Origin of the sequence: Scytonema sp. PRP1 (genome assembly GCF_036697665.2) — a bacterium.
GTDB classification, from domain to species: domain Bacteria; phylum Cyanobacteriota; class Cyanobacteriia; order Cyanobacteriales; family Nostocaceae; genus Kalymmatonema; species Kalymmatonema gypsitolerans.
Genome location: NZ_JBAHYJ020000024.1, coordinates 21,322 through 43,562 on the forward strand (window position 1 = coordinate 21,322; position 22,241 = coordinate 43,562).

A 22,241-nucleotide genomic window follows, 5' to 3' on the forward strand; every position below is an offset into this window, starting at 1 on the left:
CATTGACATTTGGTAGGGAGTTTGGATTTTTAAGCGTTTGCTGCTTCTTTCTTCGGTTGTGATGAGCGTGAGCTTGACTTACCCTTATTGGTAGGCTTAGCTACTGTGGGTGGTGTTTCTACTTGAGGGGTTTCGTTGTCTACAGTTACTACTGTCTCTGTCTCCTTGGTTTCTTTGATTGGCTCTGCTGCGTTGTTTGCCTTAAGGTCGGAAACTTCCTTATCGGGAGGAACCTCTGTTTCAGATTTCATGCTTTCCGTGTCTATCCTTTCAAATCCCTGCTTAATTTCTACTGGCATTACCAGATACAACTGATTAAGCAATCCACCTACTGGGCAGATGATGACTGGATGCGTGGGTTTATTGCACCGCACTACAATTTCATCCGTACTAATGTGCTTTAACCCTTCAAGAACATAGTCGATATTTAATCCAATACCGATGTTTTCTGAATTACTGCTAGTTGACGGTTTCATCAGTACCGAGTCAACCGCATCCCCGATATCAGTTGCTTCGGTGTATAGCGTTGCTTGCGTTGCTTTTAACTTCCAAAGGATTTTGACAATCTTTTGCTTGCGTTCGGCAAGATAACTTACCCGTTTGAGCGCGCTCTCGAATCCCTTCCGCTCTAGTGTAAATTCGTACTCAAATGACCGAGGAATCAAGCTGTTGATTTTCGGGTATTCTCCCTCTAGAAGTCGAGAAGTAACCTTGGTGTTAGGAAGGCTAAACTCGATGGTTTTATCTGATAGGAGAATATTGCATACGCTTGTATCGGCGCTTTGAGAGAGAATTTTGTTTAACTCGCCAAGCGACTTAGCTGGAACGGTAAAGTTGATTGGTTCAGGATATTCGCTATCGAGTGTTCCTGTTACCAGTGCGAGCTTGTGACCGTTTGTACTAGCGGCTTGCCACTTGTTGGTATGAATGTCAAAGTTGATACCAGTTAAAACCAACTTTGTTTCATCGCTGTTGGCACAATAGAGCGTTCCTTCAAGTGCGGCTTGTAGTTTCTTTGCAGCAAGATTTATTTCGGTTGGGTTTTTGCTTGGTGGAAGCGTTGGGAACTCGTGACTGTTTCCTCCAATTAGGCGACACTTACCGCTATTGTGAGTAATGATACAAGCTTGGTTTTCAACAAGAAGGCTAATTTCTCCCTTGACATTACTAACAGTGTCGGTTAGCAGCTTGGCGGGGAGTGCTGCTAACCCTTGAGTTTCCACATTAGCTGTGGTTGTAGTATGAATAGTCAGGTTAAGGTTTGTGCCAACTGCTGATACTGTCCCGTTTACGTCTGCAATAAGTAAGATATTTCCTAAGATTGGGTCAGTTGGTTTGGGACTAACTGCAAGGTAAGCAGTTTCCAAAAGTTCCGCGAGTTTAGATTGTTCGATGGTTAGTTTCATTTGCTACTTCATTTTTAGTAGATGATTTCTTAACGGGTGCTATTTCTAGCACCCTTTTCGGTTACTGATTGTTAGTAGGGCAGTTGTTCCATCCCCCTGCTATAGGCTGTATGGGCATCACCTGTTGTACTTGCGGGAAGTGCTGCTACTGGCATATCGGCTGCACCTATCAGGCGATTATGTTCGGCTACAATTGTTGAGGTTTTGCCAATGCGGTGGGAGAATTCGGGGTTTGCTTGCATAGTCGTTTGGAATTCGGCTTCTTTGTCTTCTGAGAAGAACTCAAGGAAGTCGCTACCGTCTGGGTTTGGTGATTTGTAGGAGGAAACAACTGCTACCCAGGATTTATCTTTTTGGTTGACTGCCTCCTTTGGTTCTAGCGACGGTGTAAAGGTAGGTTGGAATACGCCCAGGCGATGAAATTCTGCGCGTTTCTCAGCTACGGTTGTATCAGTGAACCGGGCGTATGCAACCTCTAGTTCGCGTTGAAACTGCTTGTAAGCCTCGCCAAACCGTGATGACGCAACACCTTTAATTGACAGGACAATTGGTACTGAGTGCAGGTTGTTGTTGTTTTCATCGACAAGTTGTAACAAGTAGAACCGTCTCAATACCGCCGCATCTTTTCCTAGCGCTTGGTACATTTCATACCCATCAGGTGATTCGTACACTCCGACGATTTTGCCGTCATCGCGCTGTTCAATATATCTAGGAGAGACATCGAGAATGTGCATCCTGGGAGATTGCAGCAGTACTCCCATTTCTGGTGTGCCGCTGGAGAAGGTATGCTTGTGGGTGGGTTCTTGCCCCTGCCAGTTGATTCCTGCCAAGAACTTGTCTTTGATGAACAACCCGACTTTTTCTGCCTCCATGTGGTTGATTACTTGACAGATGCAGATATTGCTAATTGGTGCGTTGTACTCAGGATTTGCAAACTTAGAAATAGCTGATTTACGCTTGTGTATATCAACTCTCCCATTTTGAACAGTTTCTTGAATGGGTTCAGATTGTGGATCTGCGGTTTCTTGAGCAGTTTCTTGAGCGACACTTGTAGCAGGTTTTGTTTGATTTATTGCCATAAATTTAGTTAATTGAAATCAATATTTAATGCGTTAGGCGAAAAGCTGTGGTAAAAAAACTTAAGTCGCCTGTTAGAAGACGACTTTTAATATTTTTTGAACTTTGAGCTATTTAGGTGAAATTTTCATTCTGAATAATTTAGGTTGTGGTATTAACAAGTGCTTTGTATAATTGTTGGAGGATGATAATAAATTGCCTGAGTAAAAGTGTATTTTTCGTTGTGAAAGTCAGTGACACAGATATCGTTTTTGAATTGTAAATTGCAACGGTTTGTTCTTCAGGAGCGCCGTAGGTTGTTACGTAACTTCCTTTGCCGCGAATAAACCTGTAGGATATAATAGTTTCGATTGCCATATTTTATCTCCTTATTCGTCGGGGTTTGGTTTCAAGCATTTTCTTAGTAAGCTTAGTCGCGTTTGTGACTTTCCAACTAGCAAGCTTGCACTTAGCAATTGCTAGTTCTAGCTCCTGCTGATTAAGAATTTTGTATCTCAAGTATCCTCCCCATACAGGGAAGATATACGTAAAATACTTGTCATCAATTTGGCAGTATGCTATGCGCTTGTAGTACACTATGGTTTGATGATTTTGATGATTCTGGTGGCTACAGCTGTGGGGTTATTTGAACTAAGGAAGGCATTTTTATCTACCATCTCGACATAAGTATTGTGGGTTTCTAACCATTCTTTAAATGTTGCATACTTGCGGTTGAAGAAAACTGATTCTGGTACTACTGAAATTAGTAATCCACCTGATATAAGTAGCTTCCATGCGTAGTAGATATGTTCGACAAGTTCACAAAACGGAGGGTTCATGATACAGGCATTGTATTGATGGTTAGGGTGAAACTCTAGAAAGTTTTTTCCTACGAGATTAAACCCTTTGAGATCGAGAATATGTCGTAATTTGGGATGGACTTCAACTACCTCTAATTGAACAGTTGGATGATTTTTGCTGATGTACTCGGCAATATTTCCGCTACCAGCACTTGGCTCTAGAATTTTCTCTAAGGTTTTAAGTTTTTCTTGGCATCTGATCGTGCTCCAAAAAAACATTAGATATTTTTTTTTGAAATATCCTTGAGTCGTTTCACCCAAGTGGCTCGTAACTTATTAGGTGAGAACTTTGGGGCTATTTTAACCTCCAACGGAAATGGAGGGCGATCGCCTGCGGCGCGGCGAAGCCGATTGCGCTCTGCGCAGAAGGGAGGCAATCGCGAACATGGAAATTGACGGGAAAATAAGGGTAAGACTCCAAAGGCTAAGGGGCTGCACTCAGTAATGCCAGCCTTATATATAAAGACACTCAGCCCAAAAAATCAACGCGGGTGGCTGTTTCAAATGGCTTGGGGTAAACAACCTCTCGCTGTGCCCAAGAGTAGGTGAATGCTTGCTGATACTCAAGCGCCTAGCCAGCGTAAAGTTCCACCACCACCCTGATCTGCAAACATAACACCCGCAGTTTTTCGGAGTGTGTTACAATCGCTGCGGAGCTCCTAAAAGGCGTAAAGAAGCTTGGTGGACAATTTGGTGAATAAAGTCTTGGCTTGCGAGTGTTGTACGGTGAGCTGATTTTGAAGTAAGAATCAAATATCGATTATGGTTATTTTTAAGCATCTGCTGCCGTTGACCTTCAAACCGTTCTAACAGGGGTTTAAGCCAAGAGGAGGCAGCCGGGGGGAAATCTAAGCGAGTGCTAGGACGACCTGGAGTGCGACTGCCTCGTGAAGGTTTGGGTCTAGGTACGATGATGTAGTAAGCATCCGGAAGACTCAGGGGTATAATGTTTTTTTGTAAAGAAAGCACAACCGGAATCTCAGCATGTTGAAGTTCCCAAACTGAAAGTGCATGAAAGATAATCAGATATAAGACAAAGGCTTCTAGTGGTTCTGCATTAGGAGCAGATATATAGTCACACAGCTGCTGAATTACTTCTAGTGGGTAATGTTTGATAGTTGGAGTTGGTGCTGAAACTTTAAGCCTGACTGGGTTTATAACCGTCAACCTATTGTTTAAAGTCCATTCAAAGAAAACAAATAATTTACTACAGTGCTGACGAACAGTATTGTGACTGTAGCGACTGACTTGGGTAAAGCAATGGAGGGTAGAACAACACAGACAAACTTCGGGTGGCTTACGCTGATGTGGGTTAAAATCTACTGCTTGTTGACATACCGAACATTTCCACTGCCAGTAGAGGGTTAACAGATAGTCGTTTATGAAAGATGGCTGGACTTGCTCTGGGGAACAAATGCCACACTTAAAACTCCATGTCCAAAATGCAGCAAGAACTTCCAGGTGGTCACGCACAGTTGCTGGCGCAGTTTTCTTTTCCCAAAGCCAGCTAACGTAGAGTTGCAACAGTCCCTGAACACCAATAGGAGCAGTGTTGAGCGGTTGTAGCGCGTTGCGTCTGAGAATATAGTTTTCTCGACTTTCAAGTCTACCTTGCACAGCTAGCAAATGCCCGAGTTCCAATAAGCTTGATCTAATACTCTTGGGTATCGCTCGCTTTGTTGCTTCTAATTGTGGAAGATTTTCTTCAATTGCCTCCCAAGTTAGGGGGTTGGGTAGGTAGTGTTGTTGTAAAAAACGACCAAAACGTCGAAATCTTTGATTGATTTTTTCTGATACAGAACTCCAATCAACCGTACTAACCAGTAGCTCAAATAAAGCTTTATTGTATGGGTAAGGCGTACTAAAATTCGCGACATAAAATATTAATGATTTTTTGGCAAGCTCGTCCTGATAGCAGGATTTACATAAATTTTTAGCCTTGTTAATGATTGTCTTAGATTTACCGCATTGCGTGCAAGGTTTGACTCCATTGCGCTCCTTGTATGCACAGTTGTTACATATGTTTCGTTTTAGTTGATTAGAAGCCCTAAGCTGGCCACAAACAGAACACTCAACTTTACCTAATTGTGCTTTAGCCTGCTTGCAGAGCTTGTGAGAAACAATATCTTTGCAAACTTTACAAAACCAGTTTTTTTCATCATATATTGGCTTGATTTGAGAACAGCGACTACAGGCTGCTACAGGTCTTGATAACTTCTTAATACAACGGGGACATAAGCCAGTTTGTTTTGAAACTTGATGTTTGATCATGCCACACCGCTTGCAAAAAGAACTTGCTTCTAGTTTGTAGCAGGATTGACAGATGTCACGGCTTGGGTTGTAAGTACTTGTACTACAACCACATATTTCACAGATAATCAAACGTTTAATTGTCATCAGCTATCAAAGAGCAAATTTTCTTCTTTCAGGTAGGCTGAAACATCAATAAAGTATTTAAGCTGTTCGACTGCGTCGATGAGAGCGAGCGCATCACAACCACGCAAAAGAGTATCTTCCTCACCACCAGCCCAAGTAATTACGGCAAGAGGAGGTTCATATTCAAATTCAATCAACCGAATTTGAGATAAATTAATTGTGCAGCAGGGCAGTTTCACGAAAAATGGCATAGCAACTCCAACTCATCGAGAGATGTGGTTTTTAATAAAGCAAGTTTCTGTTCAGGGGGCAGACGTTTGATAGTCCTTTCTGCGTGTATCGCCTCTATTTTGCTAGAGAAAATCCAAAAGCCGAGCAATTTCAAAGGACGATTTGTTCGGGTGTAGCGTCCACCTCGTCCAGCATTATGTTCAGTCATACGACGTTCAACATTTCTGGTATGGCCAGTGTAAAGTGAACCATTTGCACAACAAGCCAGGTATACGTAGTGAAGTTCAGACATTTTTGTCACCCATCCGTACCGTGACTGGGAAATTGATGCGGATCCGGAAAGATGCTCTCCTGTTTCTCTGGTTGCTTTTTATCTCCATAAAGCCGAGACGGTTTGTTATTAGATGCTTTGCCTTGCTTTTTGAGTTCCTTGGGCGGGTCTGGAAGCACGTCAAAAAAGTCACTGACTTTACAATCTAAAGCGTTACAAAGTGCCTGAATTGTTTGAATTCTTAATGCACTAGGTTTTCCATTAATCAAGGCAGAAACTGCTTGCAAGGAAAGTTGGACTCCTGCTTTAGAAGCAAGTAGTGCCTGAAGTTCAGAAGGACGGTAAATATCTCGCTCAACAGCTAGCCACTTCTTAAGGTTCCACACGATAGGCATGAGCCTTCTCCTTATACTCTGGTTGTGCCAGATATCAAATTTTTGACAACACTATCGATAACTCGGTCGTAGTACGAGCGACTATGTTTGACATAGCGGTGTAAGGTACTCGGGTTTATGTGTCCCATCATGTCCATCAGCACCCAGACTTTATCGGGATTGTGCTCCATAAAGTTGGTGGCAAAGGATTTACGCAAGCTATGCCAGGCTAATTTAGGAGGTAATTCCAATCCAGCTTTTCTCGCTTCACAGACAATTACATGCAAGCAGCGCCACATTGTCTGATATGAGATTCGGTCTCCACTTTCTGATATGAAGAGGGCTGGATTTGATTTAGCATTGGGAAAGTTGGGTCGAATTTGATCCTCGTAAACATGCAGAGTCGCTTGAGCAAAAGGTGTAAAAATCGTTTTACGAATGCGTTTACCTGAACCTTTTGCTCCCTTTCCGTAGCGGGTTTGAATGCGATTCTGCTCATAGAAAATGTCACGATGGGGTTTGAGAGCATCTAAATTGAGAATCTCGTTAGCTCGCAAACCACTTTCTCCTGCCAGTACAACCATCGTGTAATCTCGTGAGGCAGTAAGCTTCTTTGGATTGTGACTGATATATTCTTTACGGATGAAGTCGTAGAACTGAGTTAGCTGCTTACCTGTGAGGACAAAACCTTCATCTTCAAGGTCAAGGATGTGTACGGGGTAATCATACTCTAAGACTGGCTGATCGACGCGACCGTATTTAGTAATGATAAGTTGTACTTCGTCGCCTGGGATATAGGGATTCTCCAGCACATATTGAAACAATCGTCGCAGTTTACCTAAATAGTCATTGACTGTACGTGGTTTAAATTCTGAGGTAATCAGTCCCTTACTGAACTCAATAATTCGCTGTCGCCCAAGTACTGGTATCATTGCTTCCCAAATCATCAGCTGCCTTTCACCATCAGGATGTTGGTCATCCTTTACCATGAAACCTTCAAACCATCCCTTCAAAAATCGTTGCTCTGAATCAATTGTGCGATCGCTGTGGTTGCGCGTGACATGGGTGTCCAAGTACCCCTGAAGAATGGCATGGTGGTCTGCCAGCTTCTCGTCCAAGGGGATAAAAGCAGAAGCGACTTCAAGTCGATGCACGACAACGAGGTTTGGACGTCTCATACCCAACCCCTACCTAAAGTATAACCTTATTATATAAGGTTACTCTTGTTTTTATCAAGCGTAACTTGAGTTAATTCCCGAAAAGCTCATTAAATAAGGTTGGAACTTGAGTTAGTTGATTAAGATGGAATATGAAAAACGTGGGATTATGCCAGCATTTGCCAATTTTGTTGAATATCCGCCAGTTCAATAAGCCGCTGACAAATTGATTCAGGAGTAGGAAAGAAATCTCCTGATTTCATTCCGATAATCTCCAGTTCAAGTTTGTTAAGTTGTTGTTTGGTAGTATCGATTTCTTCAGGTTTTACACAAATCTGAATTTCTTCTATCGCAGATACAATCTCGCTTGGTGTGTGTAAACCTGCACGGCTGAGTGATTTCACCCAATTTTGATAATATTTATCGTTGAGAACTGCTTGTACTTCCTGCGCGGTTTTTCCCCTTTGAGAAATTCTAAACAGTGCTTCAACCTGTAACTTTTGCGAGAAACCACGTAATCTGGGTGGGATATTTCCTGTTTCCCACATTTGTGCAGTTGCAAGTAACCAAGACTGGATAATCTCAAGTTCAACACCTTCCTGAATTATTCCTTGAGCAATGGTTTTGCGGCGGTGTGTCGCCCTTTGATTACCGATAGCAGGGTTTTTCTTTTGGTCAATAATTGATTGCATCGAAGCGGCAAGTTCCCGTAGCCTTTCGGCTTTTTTGGTGTCGGGAATGTTGAAAATGTCGAGGCTGAAATTATCTTGTTGTGGTAGACTGAACAGGGATAGTTGCATTAGTCTATTCCTTTAAATCTTTGAAAGCGCACTCAATAATTAGTTCAGTTGGTACATTCCAGGCCTTTACCTCAAATAAAGTTTTGAGGCGTTCTGACGGGCGAATAATGGCATCGCTGCATTTATTTTTCCGAATCAGCCATTGTTGGAACTTTTGGGCTTGATTTTCATCATCAAAACCAAAATAAGTGGTTTTGCGAATGCCTAAAGGATTAGTGATTGTCCCTACCCGACGGGAGAGGAGATTGAATGTCCAACCTGAGGGGGTGAGTTCAATTTTAGTAATTTCTAATGCTGGATTCATATTTCAACTTCTGGGATGGTTGCAAGATATTCTTCACCAGTTATTTCCTGCCTGAATAGTTTTTGGAGGTTCTCATTATGTTTTTCTAGGAGTGTTTTATCACTTACGGTTTCTTTCCCTGCCTGTTCTGTAAATGGGGCAAGAGTTCTTTCTAATCTTTCTTTAAAAGCGGTATGTCTGGCTTTAGAGTAAGTGAACTGATAAATAGGAAAGTCATCGCTATTGACAAATAGGTAGATGAGTGAGACTGAATCGTATCTGAGAACTGTTTTTTGGTGTAGGAGGAATAACCTAAGTTGCGTTTGGTATTTTTCCTCTAGTGTTTCAAATTTTGTAGGTTTTTGGATAGTCCAGTCAAATCCAATTACCTGATTTTCCCCATAAACAACTAGGTCATATTGACTGTAAATCATGTTATACTGGTAGTAGTATTGTAATTCTGCGTTCCATTCTTTGCTACCAGGAAGATTAAGAAATGGCTTGACTTTATCTACCCAGCTAGCGATCTGAGGATATCTTTCTAAGAAAGGTTCTACTGGAAGACCTAATCCAATCTGCTGCATGATTAGATGAAATTGACTTCCAGCTATTTCCGAATTGTCTCTGATATTTGATAAGTATTTAGCTTCTGCAAAGTCTGGGTTTTTCTCGAAAATTTCCAGTAATTGATGGTTAAACCGATTCATACAAATTGTCCGAACTTTTAGGACAGTTTGCGTTAGCTTAGAGCGGTGGTTTCTTTTTAAACAGGCAACAGGGAATAGACTGTTTGAGGTTTGAGGTGGGGATTTAAACCCCACCGATAAACTTGCCACGGAAAGAACGTGCGTTCACGGCTCCCTGAGGGAATAGGGAATAGGAAATCTGTTCCCTATTCCCTATTCCCTATTCCCTTCTTTGATGAATCGTGATATTTTTTGAGGTTGTCGATGCTGGTGTATAGGCTGCGGGTTGACATTGCTTTCAGGTCAAAATAACTGACGAACTTTTTTAATCCTCCAATGAGGGTTAACTCTAAGAGGTATTGACTAGCGATCGCGCTTGTCATGCGGTTGATAAATAATGACTGATAGTTCCGTGCCTGGATTTCTGCACAGGAAAGGTTGTTGTTGGAAAGTTCTTCTGCTTGGGGAATTAGCAGTTCCGGGTGAACAACCGCCGGGGAGGGGAGGTGCAACCAGAATTTAGGGCTGTCTGGGTTGTTGCAAGCTCGGAGGATATCAAAATTAGAGTGGGTTCCGACTAATACTTGTCCCGAGTTGCTACTGTTACCGCAATCTAGCCAAAATAGTGATGCTGCCTCTTTTGGGCTATTTAGTTTGAGAACCGAATGTATTTTGCTCCTGGCGGCGTTATCGACACAACCAATAATTACTGTTAGGCTGTTCCACGAACTGGTGGCGCGGACAATCTCTTCTTCAAACCAGTCGCAAATAGCTGTAATTTTAACCCCATACTTGGCGCTGCATCTGATGGCGAGTGTTTCTGCCTTAAATAGTCCAACCTCCGCTTGTTGATAATTTTGGCGGGTGATATTCTTGGCTTCGACCGTATCGCCATCGATGATGGTAAAGTTGACCTCTTTCCCGATTTGTTGAAGTTGGAGTATTATTCTACACAAGTCTTCTGCAAGATACCCGCCCGTTCCCCCTGCTCCGACTAGGATGAAGTTGATACGAGTGTGGCGCTGGGGTAGAACTGGTAAAGCCTGTTGGTAAGTACTTAGCTCGAGCATATGATGTGAGGCAATAGTTCAAATATCAAATTGGGGTCGATTGGAAAAAAGTGATTGTATATCCCAATACGGGTATAAATCGTAGGAGTCGTTTTAAGTGTGCCGATGATGGCGAACACTCGAAATTTGCCTTTTTCTTCCTGATTATCAGTACTTGAGGGGTAGGCTGCTAGGGTTCCGTGACTGTGAATTTCCACTAATGCATCTGTATAACTTACTTTAAGTGAGTTTTCTAGGGATACAACGTGGGTTGAGGAAGCTGTCTGCAACGGGGTGTGCGACCACCATTGGTTATTTGCCGCTCCCAGGTAGAAAAGGATTTCCTGGTGGGGGTTGATACTAGCAGTGTTAATGATCTCCGTGATTATCTGGCTCTTGACTTTTGGTACTGTTAGCCGGAAGTATGGCTCAAGTGGTTGTAGTCCAGCAATCTGAGTTTGGGCAATTTGCAGGCAAACTTCCAACTCGCGACGGTGCGATCGCAAGAAAAGTCCGTTTGATGCAAGCCAGTATTCCTGTAGTTTTTGGCTGTAGGAAGGAAGATTGTGACTTGTGGCGAGGTAATAACCGACAAAGGGATTCATGATTAACTGAATAGGTAGTTGATAATGTCTTGTGGGGTTTTGATTTTCCAAGCGGAGGTGGGAACAAGGTCTTTTGATGGGTACGATCTGGCTTTTGAGTCGTGTAAGCTGACTAGGGAACAGCAGATATCGTTGGGATGGGTTTTTGACTTTCCTTGAGCCAAGTCCCTGTTAAAGGGCGATTTCCAGAACAACTCCCAGCTTTGCAGTATGGTGCTAGCACTGCACGTACCGGGAGAGTTTTCTCCAAAGCAAATGCTAGAGTCGTCCCGGACGTTAGGTAGGGGTGGTTTGTACAATTGAGCGTCTGGTTTGAATACCTTTCCTTTAACTGCCCACAGGTAATATTTGCCACCACATCCAGCAAATAGGAATGCAGGCATTGGGATAGTAATTACCTTTGCTTCCTCAACGGACACTTGCACGCCAGCCGCCTCAACGGGACGGACAGTTTCTTCCGCAGGGTTACCCTCCTCCGTTAGCTGTAGCTCCCACCGAGTGAAGGCACTGTCCTCGGAAACCCCCGCAGGCGAAAAGCTCCTCAAGTCGGGGAACCCGCCCACGGTAGTGTCCTCCTCTATAAGTTGGATTCGGTATTTTTGAGGAGGGTAAAACTGAATTATTGCTTCCCCTGCTGGAGTTCTCCCCCACCAAACCGTGTTACTAGGAAGCCACCCAGATGTAACAGTTTTGCTAGTGAAAGCTTTTTCTACCGCTTCGGGGGAAAGGAACTTGTAACTGCATTTTTTACCTTCGCGTTCGACTAAGATAAATTGCCCCTTAAGGATAATTAATTGCGCGAGTAACTCGGACTGGGGAATTCTTGTAAGAAGGCTTTGAGATATACTTTGTAAGTCAATTATTGGTAGTATATTGATATCAGTATTCATGGTTCTGATGCTTGATTCCAAAGTTTAACTACTGCTTTTCGGGCAGGAAGAGATGTTTCTATAAGGTGGGCAAGTGCATTTGAGTTTTCCATCATCAATACAGCTTCTTGCCACTTTTGAGCAAGAAAAATGACATTTTCGTAAGTCCACTCTAGCCAGTCGCTTGTCTCACACGTAACATCTAGCCAGATATTTTCAGTTGAGTAATCGATAATTCGTATGGCTGTAACTAGATGTTGAAGTGGGCTTTTGTAGCGACGGCATAGTTTAGTAAGCGAGTCGGGATAAATATCTTCTGCCTCTGTAATATACTCAGGAGTAAAACCAAAATGTGGTTCCCATTCGCCGATATTGTACCCTTGTCCCATAAGTGAGAGGAGGAACTTTTCAGAGTATTCTAGATCCTCAAAATCTTCGTACCACCACTCAGGTTTTTGTGGTGATATTGGGATACTACTATGATCAGGACTAAACTCTATATCGTCGATGTATTCAACTGGAAAGAGATTTTCGTTTACCAGTCGAATAAACTCAATTTCTCTATCAAGATAAGGACTTTCGTGATCTGAGTGCTTGTCAATAGGAATGGTTGATTCTAACCATTGTTCTGGGAATATTTTTTGGTACAGACTTAAGATATTTACTCGTTGGGAGAGATTTTCAAGGTAGATAGTCGCTGTTAAACAAGTGATTGGTATTTTGAATGAGTGTATGTTGGTAAGCATAATTAGTAAGCCGCTACGAATAATAGCGGCTATGCACATGTTATTACAGTACGGGATATTTACTTGTGACGGCGGGTTGATGCTTAAGGCTTTGGGCTATTTTTTCTGTGGAACTTTTCCAACTTTGAGCCGATTTTATTGCCTTGTCTATTTCAGGCTGTATTGCAATTAAACCTTCAAGAGTAATTTGATTGTTTATCTCTAGAAGTTTTAACTGCCACCCTAACTTTAGTGCAGGATTTACTTCATAAGGGGATTCTTGCAACTGCTGTATTGTTACTTCTTGAGTCAGATTACCCTTAGTACCTGCTTTCTTTATCAGGCGAATTGAAACAGTGTCATCAGTTGTTTGTCTTTCTATTTCGGCATTAGCATACTCTGGAAAGTAGACGCTAATAGCTGTTTTAAGTGTATTCTCGTCAGAGGCAATTGCTTCATCCAGTGGGATTTTCTGTCCTTCAATGTGGGCAATATATTTCATAATAGTTGTTAAAACAGTGACAGTTGGTTACTAGAGTTAGATGCTTTATTTTTGCTTTCAGGTAGTTCGCGCTTTTGTACTGATGGACGTGACTGCTGATGATTGTGATGTATGATCTGATTTTCCCTCTGCTTGCATATAGCTAACATTTCTGGGAGAGACTTTTCTAATTCCACTATCCAGTTATTTATGACAGGATGATATGTTAACTCAGCCTTGCTAATTGTCTTGATAATGGGAGGAGCATTTTTAATTCCAATTGAAATAATTGCTGTTTCTGAATTTGGTATTACCTGAATGGTAATTAGGACAGGGTTTATGTTTTGATAATCTAGACTTATCTCGTTATATGAATTTTGATTTCTGGCTTCAGTATTTATATATTCATCTGATGCTTCTTCTAAATTATTGCTATCCTGGGTATCTGAATTAAAATCTCTGCTGGTGTAACTAGCCTCTGGGTTAGTTACATTTTCGTTAGTTTGTATTTGACTGTTCATAATTAAGAAAGGTTGGCGAATCTGAATAAGGTACGAATAGTGATGCCAGTTTTGCGAAACGACTGCCATTTATAGGCGCATTCGCCTATTTTGTATTTAGGTGATAGCTGGCTCCAGGTGTCCCATGCTTCAAAAAGGATAGGGCTAACACTATAAAGTGCCATCCCTACTTGAATCCAGGAATGGTAATCATCCGCAAATCGAGGGTGGATAACTTCTAGGAGTGTAAGTGCGGTTTGGATATTGTTCTCGATTTCGGGATAATGGTGAGCATATCTGTTTATTCCATATCTGCGATCATATTTTTTTTGAGGTAGGTTGAACTTTCTTGCTTTCTCCTGTTTGACGAGCATCTGGGCAATTACCCAGTCGGGAGCTATCTCTATTTGGCGCTCGGACGGGCTACAATCCTTAAGCCATTTGTACTTCCTGCCGTCTGGATGTAAGGAGGGAGGGAGTACTGATGCTAAGTTCTTGCCTCGAAACTCCAAGTGTTCGTCTTCCCCTGTTTTGATTTTGCGAGATTTTACCTCCCAAGCTTTTGAATTTGGGATGAGGTACAAATGTTGACTTCGGTACTTCCTTCCAGAAGTAAATGCAACTGTGGGAGGGAGATATTTGAGCGCGCGTTCGTGCAACGAGTCTGCAGGAGTATCGCGGACAGTGTTAGGTGTTAGTTGATCAAGTTCTTCTGGTTCTGGATGTTCATTGATTTGTATTATTTGTCGCCAAGAGGTTTCCCCGTCGCAGTCGATAGCTACTAAATACCCTTGGGGGTGATTGGGTCCGCATACCAAGGCTACACCAGTGGGGATGATATATCTGTTGTTTGTCCAAACCTTCAGGCGACGGCGGACAAGTTCGGCTTGTAGTTCTCTGGGAGAGTAAGTATTCTTCTCCCATTCTTTTCCCAAAGGACGTTTACCAAACGTGGGAACGATTTGCCATTCAGAGGGTAAGCTATCCAGAGAAGCCACCAGATGACGGATTTGGGCGTGCATGAGTTCATATAGATAATCTGCTTGAATGACTCATACACGCCCTGCGTTAGTGTGTGTAGTCGTTCAAATTTGGCTTGAATATCATGCCATTTGAGGAAAGTAATACAGGTTGCTACGTACATACAGCATATTTTATGGTAGCTTGGATTTTATTAAGGCGAGCGATCGCATCTGATGGAAGCTTGGTTGCTTTTTTTTATTACTACCAGTGAGCATACTGGTAGTAATTGATTTTTTATGATGCTGGTGAATGACCAGCTTCAATTAGCTTGATAAGGGTATTTTGGTCAAACGCTTTGATAGCTGATACCAACTGTTGCCACTCTTGCCATTTTTTATGAGAGTAGGCGTGTTCAGGATCAAAGTTGCAGACTTCGCAGAATTTATGAAAATCTGCGTTCCAATGAAATGTGCAGATACCTACTAGTAAATAATTAATTTGTTGGTTGTCCATAATTGCTTGATATTTTGGTTTATAATTATTGGTTTGACGCTGGTTGAGGGCATACTCTACCTGGTAAATATCTACTAGTACTGTTGTTGTGTTTATCTGTTAATAATGGATGCTATTGCTTCATCCTTAGTAAGCCATTTCAGGCTTGTTGTACTGTTACAAGATTGAGATACCCAGAAGCCTTCAAGACTTTGGTAAAAAGTTCCAAGTAGTTTTATTCCTTCCCAGATGCGGTACAATTCACCGAAAATATCGTTCACTGTGTCGATTTTAATTTCTGGTTTATATTGCTTGAGCAATTTCCATTCTTCAGGGGTAAGTTTTTCAAATGGTCTGTCTAGAAGTAGTTCTTCTGTCTCTGATACTGGTATGCTATGACCAGATTTTATATTTTCTTTCTCAGATTTTGGACAAGATATCTTAACCTCGTACCCTAAATTTACAGCATGATTGATGATAAAATTAATGCTGTTTGACTTGACAAAATCTCCTATTTTGAAGTTGGATCCTATTAGGAGGGATGTCGGCGCATGAAGAATTTGAAATTTCCTGGAGTTTTGATTAGAATCAGCTAATAGTTCGACGTACATTGTTACTTAGAAACGAACTTTCAGAAAGCTGGTGCGTCAGCGATGTACGTGGTTTTTCTATAAAAAATAATCCTGCCTTTTGATAGCAGGACTAGCTCTAAGTTTTATTGACGAATCGAGTGCTTTTGTTGGACAGTTATGATTTCCTCTAGTAGGGATAACCCGACAGATTTAAACAAAGCTGGATAACACCATGTTCTTTAGAATAAACCTGTTTGTTTGCTTCTAACCACTCAGGCTGAGCCATAAAAATTACCTGCTCGTTAATCTTAACAAGCAGGCGTTAGTTAATAGTGGTGGTTTTTATTATTACAGTATTAATCACACATATCCCCATCCAGGCGGGTATTGCATGAGGATAGCGATTTTGAACTGTAATTTTAGTTCTTGTTTTTGGACTTTCGGGGTTGAACTGTGATATTTTTTAATTCTTTCTACGGCTTGTTGCCAACTTCGCCACCATTGTTCTGAACTCAAGTCTTTTACATCTACAGCATTTCCTTCAATGTTAAAGGCTGGTATGTACTGATAAAGTAAGATTTTAGGAATGATGAAACCTGAACCACCAAGTTGCGAGGTTAAAAGAGTAAGAAAGATTGTGTGGGTTAAATCATACTTATAAAGTACACATCTAACGACACCATCTGAACAATATTCTAGATACACATCACCATGTTCAGAATCAGTATCTATTGGTTCATTCCATAAAACCTGCCATTTACCTATTATTAATTCTTCACATTGTGAGAGCTTTACTTCGTTCAAATCCATTTTGATGATGAAAATTCTTACAAATTACTTTTTTATACAAGTGTTAACATCTGGAGTGATTTAAACTTTAAATTGGCTTTATAGAATATTTAGTTATTAGATTGATATTTTTACACGTACTTAATATTTTTAGAAGATACTGGATATAGCTGTGTTTAAGAATTTGTAGTATGAGGTCTATACAAAAGCAACAGCAAATTGAGCTAATTATCCAGAAAGCTCGCCAGGAGAATTTTACTGATGAAGAGAAAGTTATTTTTGATGGCTTTATTGTCGAGGCGGGAGTAAAAAACCCGGCGAAGATGACTGAGGCTAGTGCTGATGCTTTTATTAGATACCTTAATAGCTGTGAAGCATCTAACGAATTTGTTGCTAACGTAGTTAACCGCCTCGCGCAAGTTGCCCCTGCTCATATCATGACCAAGATTCTCCTGAGCGATAATGACGGTGATGGCGTGCCTTTGTATCAAGAATTGCAACTTGGTACAAAGGCTACTGAATACGATACTCCTTTAGAGATAGCGGCTGCACAGCAAAGGCAATATCAGTTCTTTCCAAGTCGGGATAGTGAGATGGAGTTGTAAGTATAATCAAAAATGGTTGACGGTGTGTTGCAAAATTGCACTGCAATACATTTAACTAACCCAGTCAAAATTGCTGTTGAAGCTGTCACATTACTTTGGACTCGTTGTTTTTAGTGATTTATGCGTAATAAATAATAATATTTATTGCATCTTGGGTGCTAATTTTATACTGTGTGGCAAGTTTATTGATATTTGCTTCACCAGCAGCATGTGCTTTGATAATTGCGTGAATGATGTTTGGTGGAATATTAATTTCACGAATTGTAATAACTGGTTTAGGGAAAGTTTGAGGAATGAGAAACTCTTTCCTTTTTAATAAGTGTATTTGATGATAGCGCTCTTTTCTGGGTATCCATAGACAATTACCAGGGGCAAAGTTGCCTTCTGCATCAATACGCGATATAACTGTCCCTTCTGGTGCTGCTCCCATATCTTTTAGGAACTGGGTAAAGTTATCGCGCCAGGAATCATCAACTTCAATTCCACACCCGCCATGATGCTTGTACTGATGGTGGTTTTTGTTATAGCAGATACGCTTGATATGCAGCCAGGAGTTGTATTCGTGGCTTTTGCAGCGACCGTGGACAGTTTTATCGATCTTGAGGATTTCGCGCTGCTTGCATCCACAACTCTGCGTTAGTCCCCTTTTTAGGCTATTTTTGCTGACATACTTTTGGGTTCCGCAACTGCATTGGGTCAGGAGTAGTAGTTCACCCCTTTTCCCCTTAGCCTCTACATCGGATATAACTGTTAGTCTCCCAAAAGTTGCCCCAATTGGGATAGATTCTTTTCTTTTCTTACAACCGCAGTTGGTTGACCGATCATTGGTGAGAGTGTGACTGTAGACAAGTTTTTGGGTTCCGCAATTGCAATGACATAATACTTGCTTTCCTTGTTTATCTAATATAGTCCAACTCCCAAAGTTTTCTCCTATATTAATGACTCTTTTCTTGGTCTCCATAATTCATTGAATTTTTGATATTTTCTAGATATCAATAGTATTAAATATTTTTTATGAAATTTATTAATTTCATAATTTTATGACTGTTATAAGAGATATGGCAGTATCTTCATGAAATAATTAAATAACTACCCTTATCTCTTCATATATGCAAATTCTCAAGTAAATTTACTGAGGGGGTGACAGAAAGGGCTAGGATGCAAACAGAATAAGTTTCATAGCCCTAAGTAGTTCGGGAATTGCTGTGATTTCATGCTTACTTGCCATCCACTTTCACCTAACCGAGAACCAATCGACAGCTAGAAGCCCAAGCACTTAGCAAATGTACTCCTGTCTGACCTGCATTTCGGTCGAAGGACTGACGCAGAGTTTTACCATCAATAGCAATTACCTGCCCACCGATGCTAGCTGCTAGGTTTTCCATCCACTTCCCCGAGTCTTTGCTCTAGTTGCTGTGGGTCAAGACGAGCAAAGACTCGGGCAAAGGTATCATGGAAGGAAATCCCATGATAGCAAAGCCAAAAACTTTTCTAGCCATTCCAGCTTTGCTTGTCCAAAGGTTTCAATCGCCAGCCAACTGTCAGCTCCAATAATCACAGCCAGAATAGCAATCGCCACTTCGGTCGATCAGCTGGTGTTGTCTAGTTCGTTCAACTCGAGGGTCTTCAAGTTGGGAAAAGTGCTGAAAGATACTCGATTCTAGGGTTAGGGTCATGGCGGAGGACGAGAGCGGGATGGCTTGAGTGGAGAAGTAGCAAGCCTAGAACGCTATCATAAAACGAATCCCAATTTAGATGCGTTTACCCTGCTAATCTGTGGCAGCCAAGGTTTGGATAACTGTAGCTTTTTCAAAATCAAATAGGAATCCTATATAACTACCTGCCCTATGTTTTAAGCTAATCTTTGATTAAGAGCATTTTCCACTTGATAAGTTCCAAGAGTGCAGTTTGCATAGAGGGGGAATATAGGGAATTCGGGGTAGTTATTCATGGTTTTTGTGACCCTGCATAGTACCATGACTCCTTCCCTCCCCTTTTTCTCTTGATTGTGATAGTACCTGATGACCTCGAACTCATTGTTACCTGCTTCAAACTTGCTTCCTGCGTGCTGGGAGATAGCTTTTTTCCAGTTAGGTTGCCAGATCATAAGAGTATTTATTGCCATTGACCGAACAACGGGATTATCAAGCTTAGTAAGTATGTCTGGCAGGTAGTTACACTCTTGGCTCATAACTTCTCGCGCATAATTTACCAACCAATACTCGGCTTCTTTTAAAAGAATTTTTGATTCGATGGTTTGGCATACTTCATGCTGAACTTTAGACATTAAATATGCTCTTTGCTCAAAAACCATTCCATTTGTTCGCATTTTTAAATCTGATGGATAATCAATCATTAAATCAGCTAGTTCATCGCTGATAGCAGGTAAAGGATATTGAATCTTCTCTTTCTTGAAATTCGGACATATTTTAACTTGATACCCTAAACTGACTGCATGATTAACTATTAGACAAACTTCTGATGCAGGAATATAATCACCTAACTGATAATTTGTCTCTAAAAGTAAATATGTCGGCGCATGAACAATTTGGAATTTTTGAGGAGATTGCTCGCAGTCAGGAACTAATTCTACGTACATAACACTAACCAAAATACTTTTGGTTTTAGTCAACGTTAGTTACTAGTAGTGGTTTGATTTATATTGGTTAGTATTAGATTTATTATCACTAGTCCTACCTTATAAATAAGGCAGGACTGTTTTTTAGAGAGTTTGTACCTGTTCTTGGATTAAATCTTGGAGTATAGATAATCCAACTTGTTTAGAGATGGCTGTATTGTCATCTGGACATCTATAGATGACAGTACAATTGGAACATCCATGCTTACATGGACAATGTTCCACTAAGAATCTTGCCCTGGATACAGCTTTTTCTAAATATTGAAACAGCGTATCGCACATTCCGGTTCCTCCTTCAACTGTATCAAAGAAGTAGCCGAATGAGTTAGGTTGGGTTGGTTCTTCATGGAGTATAAAGTCGATATCCTTACTGCTGGCTCCATGTTCAACTAGTGGTAATGCTAGCATGAGTTGATGTGCTAGACTGTGGATGCAAATGTCGGTTTCGTTGTATTCAAATAACTCTCTTTCCTCCCTGGAGACGTACTTCTGATTCTTGATTTCTGACCGATACTTGTCTACTTTTGATTTGAAGAAACTTTTTGCTTTTCGGTCGATTGTAACTTGCAGGCAACTGGTAGAATAACTAATAGTAAAAGCTTCCTTATATGGCACTTCTTCTACTAGCTGGATTATGTCTCTTTCTGTGAGTTGACTGTTGCATATGAGACAGTTTTCTAACTTGCTTGCTAGAGATTGATTGTGGTTTCTACAATCTCGATTTGGACAAGTCCATCTTGATTCCCGATTGTATATTTTGTATCCGATTACCGACTCAGATATTTTACATATTTTAGGTGTGAGTTCTATCACTCCCCTCGGTAGTTTGATTGACTTTGCTTCGCTAGTAGTTTTAACCTCCTCAAATTTAATGACTCCTTGAGGGCGCGTGAATAGGTTTGTTTGTCCGATAGGCTTGAGGAAAGCTTGTCCTTCTTTGATTTTTAACTCTGATGATTTATACCAAACAGGGTTGCCATCAAAATCTTGAGCTGTATAAATTGCATCAGGGTATACCTCTCTTAAGGCAGTGTTGATTGCACTTTGTTCAAATTCCTCTCCGTTTAAGGTATTTATGTAGTTGATATTGTTGCTCCTACTCCCCCTAATTTTGATATCGCCGTGTATGTAACCCAGATGGCGGGCACACGCTAGTTTGCTGTTGAAGCTGTATACCAGCTTATTTTCATTAATGAGTTGGTTTGCAATCGCAAGTCCTGATTGCCCGAAATGCTTGATAATTTGATTGATTGTCGGGCGTGATTCCTTACAGCAGGCTAAGATATGGCACGTGAGTAGATTTTCAAAATTGGGATTAAAATTGATGACCTCCGGCGGATCGGTTAATAGTCGGTCGGGATGTTTCGAGTAGTACGAGTCCAAGATTGATTGCCTGGAGGGGATAAATACCACCAGTCCTTCTTCTTTTCTGCCAGCACGACCCGCCCTTTGGCGGAAGGATAAGATACTACCAGGATACCCGCAAATGAGAACAGCATCTATACATCCCAGGTCTAACCCAGCTTCGAGGGCAGAAGTTGAGACAATGAATTTGACTTCTCCGGATTTGATATCTGCAATTATTTTTCTCCTTTGGTTGTTTTTCAAATTGGCGTAGAATGCAGAGATAGTATTTTTGAGGTGAGACAACCCATTTTCGCTTAATATTTTGCGGATAGTTTGGGTTAGGGCTTTGACCATTTCCCGACTGTCGCAAAAGCAGATTCCTACTACATCTTTACTAACGAGTAAAGCTGCTATTTGGGCTGTAGTGTACAGGATGCTGTTTTGGGGTTTAAGACTGATAAACGTGGTTTCAGCTTTTCTTGCACCATTTTGGTTAATTACCGTAATATTTTCTCTACGATTGGAAATCTTTTGGGCTATCTCTTGACTGTTGTTGATAGTAGCTGAGGCGTAAATATACTTGAGTTTAGATAAATTACCTCCCACCGTTTCTATCATTAGTTGGGTGCGACGGTTGAGTAGAGCAAAGTTCGCACCGAAGATTCCGCTGTAGAAGTGAGCTTCATCTACTACAATGATGGAAATTTTGCGTAGTGTTTCAATGAAGTTGTAGTTATCAAATTGGTAGTTGGTAAGTTCATGATTCCAAACATCGGGTGTGACACAAATAATCGAAGGTTTATGTGTATAGAGTTTTTTACGCTCTTGAGCTGGAGTATCACCATTAATATTGAGAATTGCAGGGCGAATAGATTCCGGTAAGAGGTTGATGAACTCCTTTATTTTCTCCTCTTGGTCAAATGCTAGGGCTTTAAGGTTGAAGAAAATGATGCATGAATTGCCTTTGAGACATTCGTGAATGACTGGAAGTAGGAATGATATTGATTTCCCACTATTTGTTGGAGTTTCGAGAATTATATCTGATGATTGATTGTAGACTGACCATGCTTGAATTTGGTGGAAGTATAATTCATCTGCTGTTTAGA

Annotated in this window: 31 protein-coding genes; 4 read left to right on the top strand and 27 right to left on the bottom strand. The window is 41.1% G+C overall.

Going from position 1 to position 22,241, the window contains the following annotated elements:
* Positions 1 to 29 precede the first annotated feature (29 nt).
* From dnaN to V5G28_RS04310, 4 genes are all read right to left on the bottom strand, one after another.
* On the bottom strand, positions 30 to 1,406 hold the full coding sequence (dnaN, locus tag V5G28_RS04295; RefSeq protein ID WP_336229674.1) for a DNA polymerase III subunit beta: 1,377 nt from the start codon (positions 1,404 to 1,406) through the stop codon (positions 30 to 32).
* Positions 1,407 to 1,477: 71 nt separating this feature from the next.
* Positions 1,478 to 2,485 carry a DUF5895 domain-containing protein gene (locus V5G28_RS04300; protein ID WP_336229675.1) on the bottom strand — a complete coding sequence of 336 codons (1,008 nt, stop codon included), beginning with the start codon at positions 2,483 to 2,485 and terminating at the stop codon, positions 1,478 to 1,480.
* Positions 2,486 to 2,624: 139 nt separating this feature from the next.
* Positions 2,625 to 2,840, bottom strand: coding sequence for a hypothetical protein (locus tag V5G28_RS04305; RefSeq protein ID WP_336229676.1), 216 nt, complete (start codon positions 2,838 to 2,840; stop codon positions 2,625 to 2,627).
* 218 nt (positions 2,841 to 3,058) lie between these two features.
* Positions 3,059 to 3,541 carry a hypothetical protein gene (locus V5G28_RS04310; RefSeq protein WP_336229678.1) on the bottom strand — a complete coding sequence of 161 codons (483 nt, stop codon included), beginning with the start codon at positions 3,539 to 3,541 and terminating at the stop codon, positions 3,059 to 3,061.
* Between the two features lie 24 nt (positions 3,542 to 3,565).
* On the opposite strand from V5G28_RS04310, the gene V5G28_RS04315 reads away from it, so the two are divergent.
* A complete protein-coding gene (locus tag V5G28_RS04315) occupies positions 3,566 to 3,718 on the top strand; it encodes a hypothetical protein (RefSeq protein ID WP_336229680.1) in 153 nt (50 codons plus the stop codon).
* 243 nt (positions 3,719 to 3,961) lie between these two features.
* On the opposite strand, the gene V5G28_RS04320 is transcribed toward V5G28_RS04315, so the two are convergent.
* From V5G28_RS04320 to V5G28_RS04390, 15 genes are all read right to left on the bottom strand, one after another.
* Entirely contained in the window at positions 3,962 to 5,593 is a 1,632-nt protein-coding gene (locus V5G28_RS04320) for a hypothetical protein (protein WP_336229682.1), read from the bottom strand.
* A gap of 125 nt (positions 5,594 to 5,718) precedes the next feature.
* Complete coding sequence (locus V5G28_RS04325; protein ID WP_336229684.1) at positions 5,719 to 5,949, bottom strand: hypothetical protein; 231 nt, start codon at positions 5,947 to 5,949, stop codon at positions 5,719 to 5,721.
* Positions 5,934 to 6,221 carry a GIY-YIG nuclease family protein gene (locus V5G28_RS04330; protein WP_336229685.1) on the bottom strand — a complete coding sequence of 96 codons (288 nt, stop codon included), beginning with the start codon at positions 6,219 to 6,221 and terminating at the stop codon, positions 5,934 to 5,936. Before V5G28_RS04330 ends, V5G28_RS04325 begins: the two co-directional genes overlap by 16 nt.
* A gap of 5 nt (positions 6,222 to 6,226) precedes the next feature.
* The gene (locus V5G28_RS04335; RefSeq protein ID WP_336229686.1) at positions 6,227 to 6,595 is read right to left on the bottom strand and encodes a helix-turn-helix domain-containing protein; all 369 of its coding nucleotides are present in this window, start codon (positions 6,593 to 6,595) and stop codon (positions 6,227 to 6,229) included.
* An 11-nt stretch (positions 6,596 to 6,606) separates the two neighbouring features.
* Positions 6,607 to 7,752, bottom strand: a complete 1,146-nt coding sequence (locus V5G28_RS04340; protein ID WP_336229687.1) for a tyrosine-type recombinase/integrase — start codon at positions 7,750 to 7,752, stop codon at positions 6,607 to 6,609.
* Between the two features lie 146 nt (positions 7,753 to 7,898).
* Complete coding sequence (locus V5G28_RS04345) at positions 7,899 to 8,531, bottom strand: hypothetical protein (protein WP_336229689.1); 633 nt, start codon at positions 8,529 to 8,531, stop codon at positions 7,899 to 7,901.
* Positions 8,532 to 8,535: 4 nt separating this feature from the next.
* Positions 8,536 to 8,835 (bottom strand): hypothetical protein, encoded by a 300-nt coding sequence (locus V5G28_RS04350; protein WP_336229690.1) that lies wholly within the window; start codon positions 8,833 to 8,835, stop codon positions 8,536 to 8,538.
* On the bottom strand, positions 8,832 to 9,521 hold the full coding sequence (locus tag V5G28_RS04355; RefSeq protein WP_336229692.1) for a hypothetical protein: 690 nt from the start codon (positions 9,519 to 9,521) through the stop codon (positions 8,832 to 8,834). The genes V5G28_RS04350 and V5G28_RS04355 overlap by 4 nt, the downstream gene beginning before the upstream one ends.
* A 185-nt stretch (positions 9,522 to 9,706) precedes the next feature.
* A complete protein-coding gene (locus V5G28_RS04360) occupies positions 9,707 to 10,570 on the bottom strand; it encodes a ThiF family adenylyltransferase (protein ID WP_041041993.1) in 864 nt (287 codons plus the stop codon).
* Positions 10,558 to 11,154 carry a Mov34/MPN/PAD-1 family protein gene (locus V5G28_RS04365; protein ID WP_336229694.1) on the bottom strand — a complete coding sequence of 199 codons (597 nt, stop codon included), beginning with the start codon at positions 11,152 to 11,154 and terminating at the stop codon, positions 10,558 to 10,560. The genes V5G28_RS04360 and V5G28_RS04365 overlap by 13 nt, the downstream gene beginning before the upstream one ends.
* 2 nt (positions 11,155 to 11,156) lie before the next feature.
* A complete protein-coding gene (locus tag V5G28_RS04370; protein WP_336229695.1) occupies positions 11,157 to 12,044 on the bottom strand; it encodes a hypothetical protein in 888 nt (295 codons plus the stop codon).
* A complete protein-coding gene (locus V5G28_RS04375; protein ID WP_336229696.1) occupies positions 12,041 to 12,769 on the bottom strand; it encodes a hypothetical protein in 729 nt (242 codons plus the stop codon). The genes V5G28_RS04370 and V5G28_RS04375 overlap by 4 nt, the downstream gene beginning before the upstream one ends.
* Before the next feature lie 43 nt (positions 12,770 to 12,812).
* Entirely contained in the window at positions 12,813 to 13,250 is a 438-nt protein-coding gene (locus V5G28_RS04380; protein WP_336229697.1) for a hypothetical protein, read from the bottom strand.
* An 8-nt stretch (positions 13,251 to 13,258) separates the two neighbouring features.
* On the bottom strand, positions 13,259 to 13,750 hold the full coding sequence (locus V5G28_RS04385; RefSeq protein ID WP_336229698.1) for a hypothetical protein: 492 nt from the start codon (positions 13,748 to 13,750) through the stop codon (positions 13,259 to 13,261).
* A gap of 2 nt (positions 13,751 to 13,752) precedes the next feature.
* Entirely contained in the window at positions 13,753 to 14,751 is a 999-nt protein-coding gene (locus tag V5G28_RS04390; protein WP_336229699.1) for a bifunctional DNA primase/polymerase, read from the bottom strand.
* A gap of 83 nt (positions 14,752 to 14,834) precedes the next feature.
* Here V5G28_RS04390 and V5G28_RS04395 point away from each other — a divergent pair, with 83 nt between their 5' ends.
* Positions 14,835 to 14,963 carry a hypothetical protein gene (locus V5G28_RS04395; RefSeq protein WP_336229700.1) on the top strand — a complete coding sequence of 43 codons (129 nt, stop codon included), beginning with the start codon at positions 14,835 to 14,837 and terminating at the stop codon, positions 14,961 to 14,963.
* Between the two features lie 23 nt (positions 14,964 to 14,986).
* Here V5G28_RS04395 and V5G28_RS04400 read toward each other — a convergent pair whose 3' ends face one another.
* From V5G28_RS04400 to V5G28_RS04410, 3 genes are all read right to left on the bottom strand, one after another.
* A complete protein-coding gene (locus V5G28_RS04400) occupies positions 14,987 to 15,205 on the bottom strand; it encodes a hypothetical protein (RefSeq protein ID WP_336229701.1) in 219 nt (72 codons plus the stop codon).
* Positions 15,206 to 15,297: 92 nt separating this feature from the next.
* On the bottom strand, positions 15,298 to 15,795 hold the full coding sequence (locus V5G28_RS04405; RefSeq protein ID WP_336229703.1) for a hypothetical protein: 498 nt from the start codon (positions 15,793 to 15,795) through the stop codon (positions 15,298 to 15,300).
* Positions 15,796 to 16,116: 321 nt separating this feature from the next.
* The gene (locus tag V5G28_RS04410) at positions 16,117 to 16,566 is read right to left on the bottom strand and encodes a hypothetical protein (RefSeq protein ID WP_336229704.1); all 450 of its coding nucleotides are present in this window, start codon (positions 16,564 to 16,566) and stop codon (positions 16,117 to 16,119) included.
* Between the two features lie 170 nt (positions 16,567 to 16,736).
* Here V5G28_RS04410 and V5G28_RS04415 point away from each other — a divergent pair, with 170 nt between their 5' ends.
* Complete coding sequence (locus V5G28_RS04415; protein ID WP_336229705.1) at positions 16,737 to 17,150, top strand: hypothetical protein; 414 nt, start codon at positions 16,737 to 16,739, stop codon at positions 17,148 to 17,150.
* A 118-nt stretch (positions 17,151 to 17,268) separates the two neighbouring features.
* Here V5G28_RS04415 and V5G28_RS04420 read toward each other — a convergent pair whose 3' ends face one another.
* Positions 17,269 to 17,580, bottom strand: coding sequence for a hypothetical protein (locus V5G28_RS04420; RefSeq protein WP_336229706.1), 312 nt, complete (start codon positions 17,578 to 17,580; stop codon positions 17,269 to 17,271).
* A gap of 63 nt (positions 17,581 to 17,643) precedes the next feature.
* Here V5G28_RS04420 and V5G28_RS04425 point away from each other — a divergent pair, with 63 nt between their 5' ends.
* Entirely contained in the window at positions 17,644 to 17,790 is a 147-nt protein-coding gene (locus tag V5G28_RS04425; RefSeq protein ID WP_336229707.1) for a hypothetical protein, read from the top strand.
* A 598-nt stretch (positions 17,791 to 18,388) separates the two neighbouring features.
* Here the strand turns inward: V5G28_RS04425 and V5G28_RS04430 are convergent.
* From V5G28_RS04430 to V5G28_RS04445, 4 genes are all read right to left on the bottom strand, one after another.
* On the bottom strand, positions 18,389 to 18,535 hold the full coding sequence (locus tag V5G28_RS04430) for a hypothetical protein (protein ID WP_336229708.1): 147 nt from the start codon (positions 18,533 to 18,535) through the stop codon (positions 18,389 to 18,391).
* 65 nt (positions 18,536 to 18,600) lie between these two features.
* Positions 18,601 to 18,729, bottom strand: a complete 129-nt coding sequence (locus tag V5G28_RS04435) for a transposase family protein (RefSeq protein WP_336229710.1) — start codon at positions 18,727 to 18,729, stop codon at positions 18,601 to 18,603.
* A gap of 273 nt (positions 18,730 to 19,002) precedes the next feature.
* Positions 19,003 to 19,782 carry a hypothetical protein gene (locus tag V5G28_RS04440; protein WP_336229712.1) on the bottom strand — a complete coding sequence of 260 codons (780 nt, stop codon included), beginning with the start codon at positions 19,780 to 19,782 and terminating at the stop codon, positions 19,003 to 19,005.
* Positions 19,783 to 19,872: 90 nt separating this feature from the next.
* Entirely contained in the window at positions 19,873 to 22,209 is a 2,337-nt protein-coding gene (locus V5G28_RS04445) for a DEAD/DEAH box helicase (RefSeq protein ID WP_336229779.1), read from the bottom strand.
* Positions 22,210 to 22,241 lie beyond the last annotated feature (32 nt).

Excerpts from the sequence above, each read along its gene's own strand:
- dnaN (WP_336229674.1), bottom strand. The coding sequence starts at position 1,406 with ATGAAACTAACCATCGAACAATCTAAACTCGCGGAACTTTTGGAAACT.
- V5G28_RS04300 (WP_336229675.1), bottom strand. The coding sequence starts at position 2,485 with ATGGCAATAAATCAAACAAAACCTGCTACAAGTGTCGCTCAAGAAACT.
- V5G28_RS04305 (WP_336229676.1), bottom strand. The coding sequence starts at position 2,840 with ATGGCAATCGAAACTATTATATCCTACAGGTTTATTCGCGGCAAAGGA.
- V5G28_RS04310 (WP_336229678.1), bottom strand. The coding sequence starts at position 3,541 with ATGTTTTTTTGGAGCACGATCAGATGCCAAGAAAAACTTAAAACCTTA.
- V5G28_RS04320 (WP_336229682.1), bottom strand. The coding sequence starts at position 5,593 with ATGATCAAACATCAAGTTTCAAAACAAACTGGCTTATGTCCCCGTTGT.
- V5G28_RS04325 (WP_336229684.1), bottom strand. The coding sequence starts at position 5,949 with ATGCCATTTTTCGTGAAACTGCCCTGCTGCACAATTAATTTATCTCAA.
- V5G28_RS04330 (WP_336229685.1), bottom strand. The coding sequence starts at position 6,221 with ATGTCTGAACTTCACTACGTATACCTGGCTTGTTGTGCAAATGGTTCA.
- V5G28_RS04335 (WP_336229686.1), bottom strand. The coding sequence starts at position 6,595 with ATGCCTATCGTGTGGAACCTTAAGAAGTGGCTAGCTGTTGAGCGAGAT.
- V5G28_RS04340 (WP_336229687.1), bottom strand. The coding sequence starts at position 7,752 with ATGAGACGTCCAAACCTCGTTGTCGTGCATCGACTTGAAGTCGCTTCT.
- V5G28_RS04345 (WP_336229689.1), bottom strand. The coding sequence starts at position 8,531 with ATGCAACTATCCCTGTTCAGTCTACCACAACAAGATAATTTCAGCCTC.
- V5G28_RS04350 (WP_336229690.1), bottom strand. The coding sequence starts at position 8,835 with ATGAATCCAGCATTAGAAATTACTAAAATTGAACTCACCCCCTCAGGT.
- V5G28_RS04355 (WP_336229692.1), bottom strand. The coding sequence starts at position 9,521 with ATGAATCGGTTTAACCATCAATTACTGGAAATTTTCGAGAAAAACCCA.
- V5G28_RS04360 (WP_041041993.1), bottom strand. The coding sequence starts at position 10,570 with ATGCTCGAGCTAAGTACTTACCAACAGGCTTTACCAGTTCTACCCCAG.
- V5G28_RS04365 (WP_336229694.1), bottom strand. The coding sequence starts at position 11,154 with ATGAATCCCTTTGTCGGTTATTACCTCGCCACAAGTCACAATCTTCCT.
- V5G28_RS04370 (WP_336229695.1), bottom strand. The coding sequence starts at position 12,044 with ATGAATACTGATATCAATATACTACCAATAATTGACTTACAAAGTATA.
- V5G28_RS04375 (WP_336229696.1), bottom strand. The coding sequence starts at position 12,769 with ATGCTTACCAACATACACTCATTCAAAATACCAATCACTTGTTTAACA.
- V5G28_RS04380 (WP_336229697.1), bottom strand. The coding sequence starts at position 13,250 with ATGAAATATATTGCCCACATTGAAGGACAGAAAATCCCACTGGATGAA.
- V5G28_RS04385 (WP_336229698.1), bottom strand. The coding sequence starts at position 13,750 with ATGAACAGTCAAATACAAACTAACGAAAATGTAACTAACCCAGAGGCT.
- V5G28_RS04390 (WP_336229699.1), bottom strand. The coding sequence starts at position 14,751 with ATGCACGCCCAAATCCGTCATCTGGTGGCTTCTCTGGATAGCTTACCC.
- V5G28_RS04395 (WP_336229700.1), top strand. The coding sequence starts at position 14,835 with ATGCCATTTGAGGAAAGTAATACAGGTTGCTACGTACATACAGCATAT.
- V5G28_RS04400 (WP_336229701.1), bottom strand. The coding sequence starts at position 15,205 with ATGGACAACCAACAAATTAATTATTTACTAGTAGGTATCTGCACATTT.
- V5G28_RS04405 (WP_336229703.1), bottom strand. The coding sequence starts at position 15,795 with ATGTACGTCGAACTATTAGCTGATTCTAATCAAAACTCCAGGAAATTT.
- V5G28_RS04410 (WP_336229704.1), bottom strand. The coding sequence starts at position 16,566 with ATGGATTTGAACGAAGTAAAGCTCTCACAATGTGAAGAATTAATAATA.
- V5G28_RS04415 (WP_336229705.1), top strand. The coding sequence starts at position 16,737 with ATGAGGTCTATACAAAAGCAACAGCAAATTGAGCTAATTATCCAGAAA.
- V5G28_RS04420 (WP_336229706.1), bottom strand. The coding sequence starts at position 17,580 with ATGGGAGCAGCACCAGAAGGGACAGTTATATCGCGTATTGATGCAGAA.
- V5G28_RS04425 (WP_336229707.1), top strand. The coding sequence starts at position 17,644 with ATGATGCTTGTACTGATGGTGGTTTTTGTTATAGCAGATACGCTTGAT.
- V5G28_RS04430 (WP_336229708.1), bottom strand. The coding sequence starts at position 18,535 with ATGGAAAACCTAGCAGCTAGCATCGGTGGGCAGGTAATTGCTATTGAT.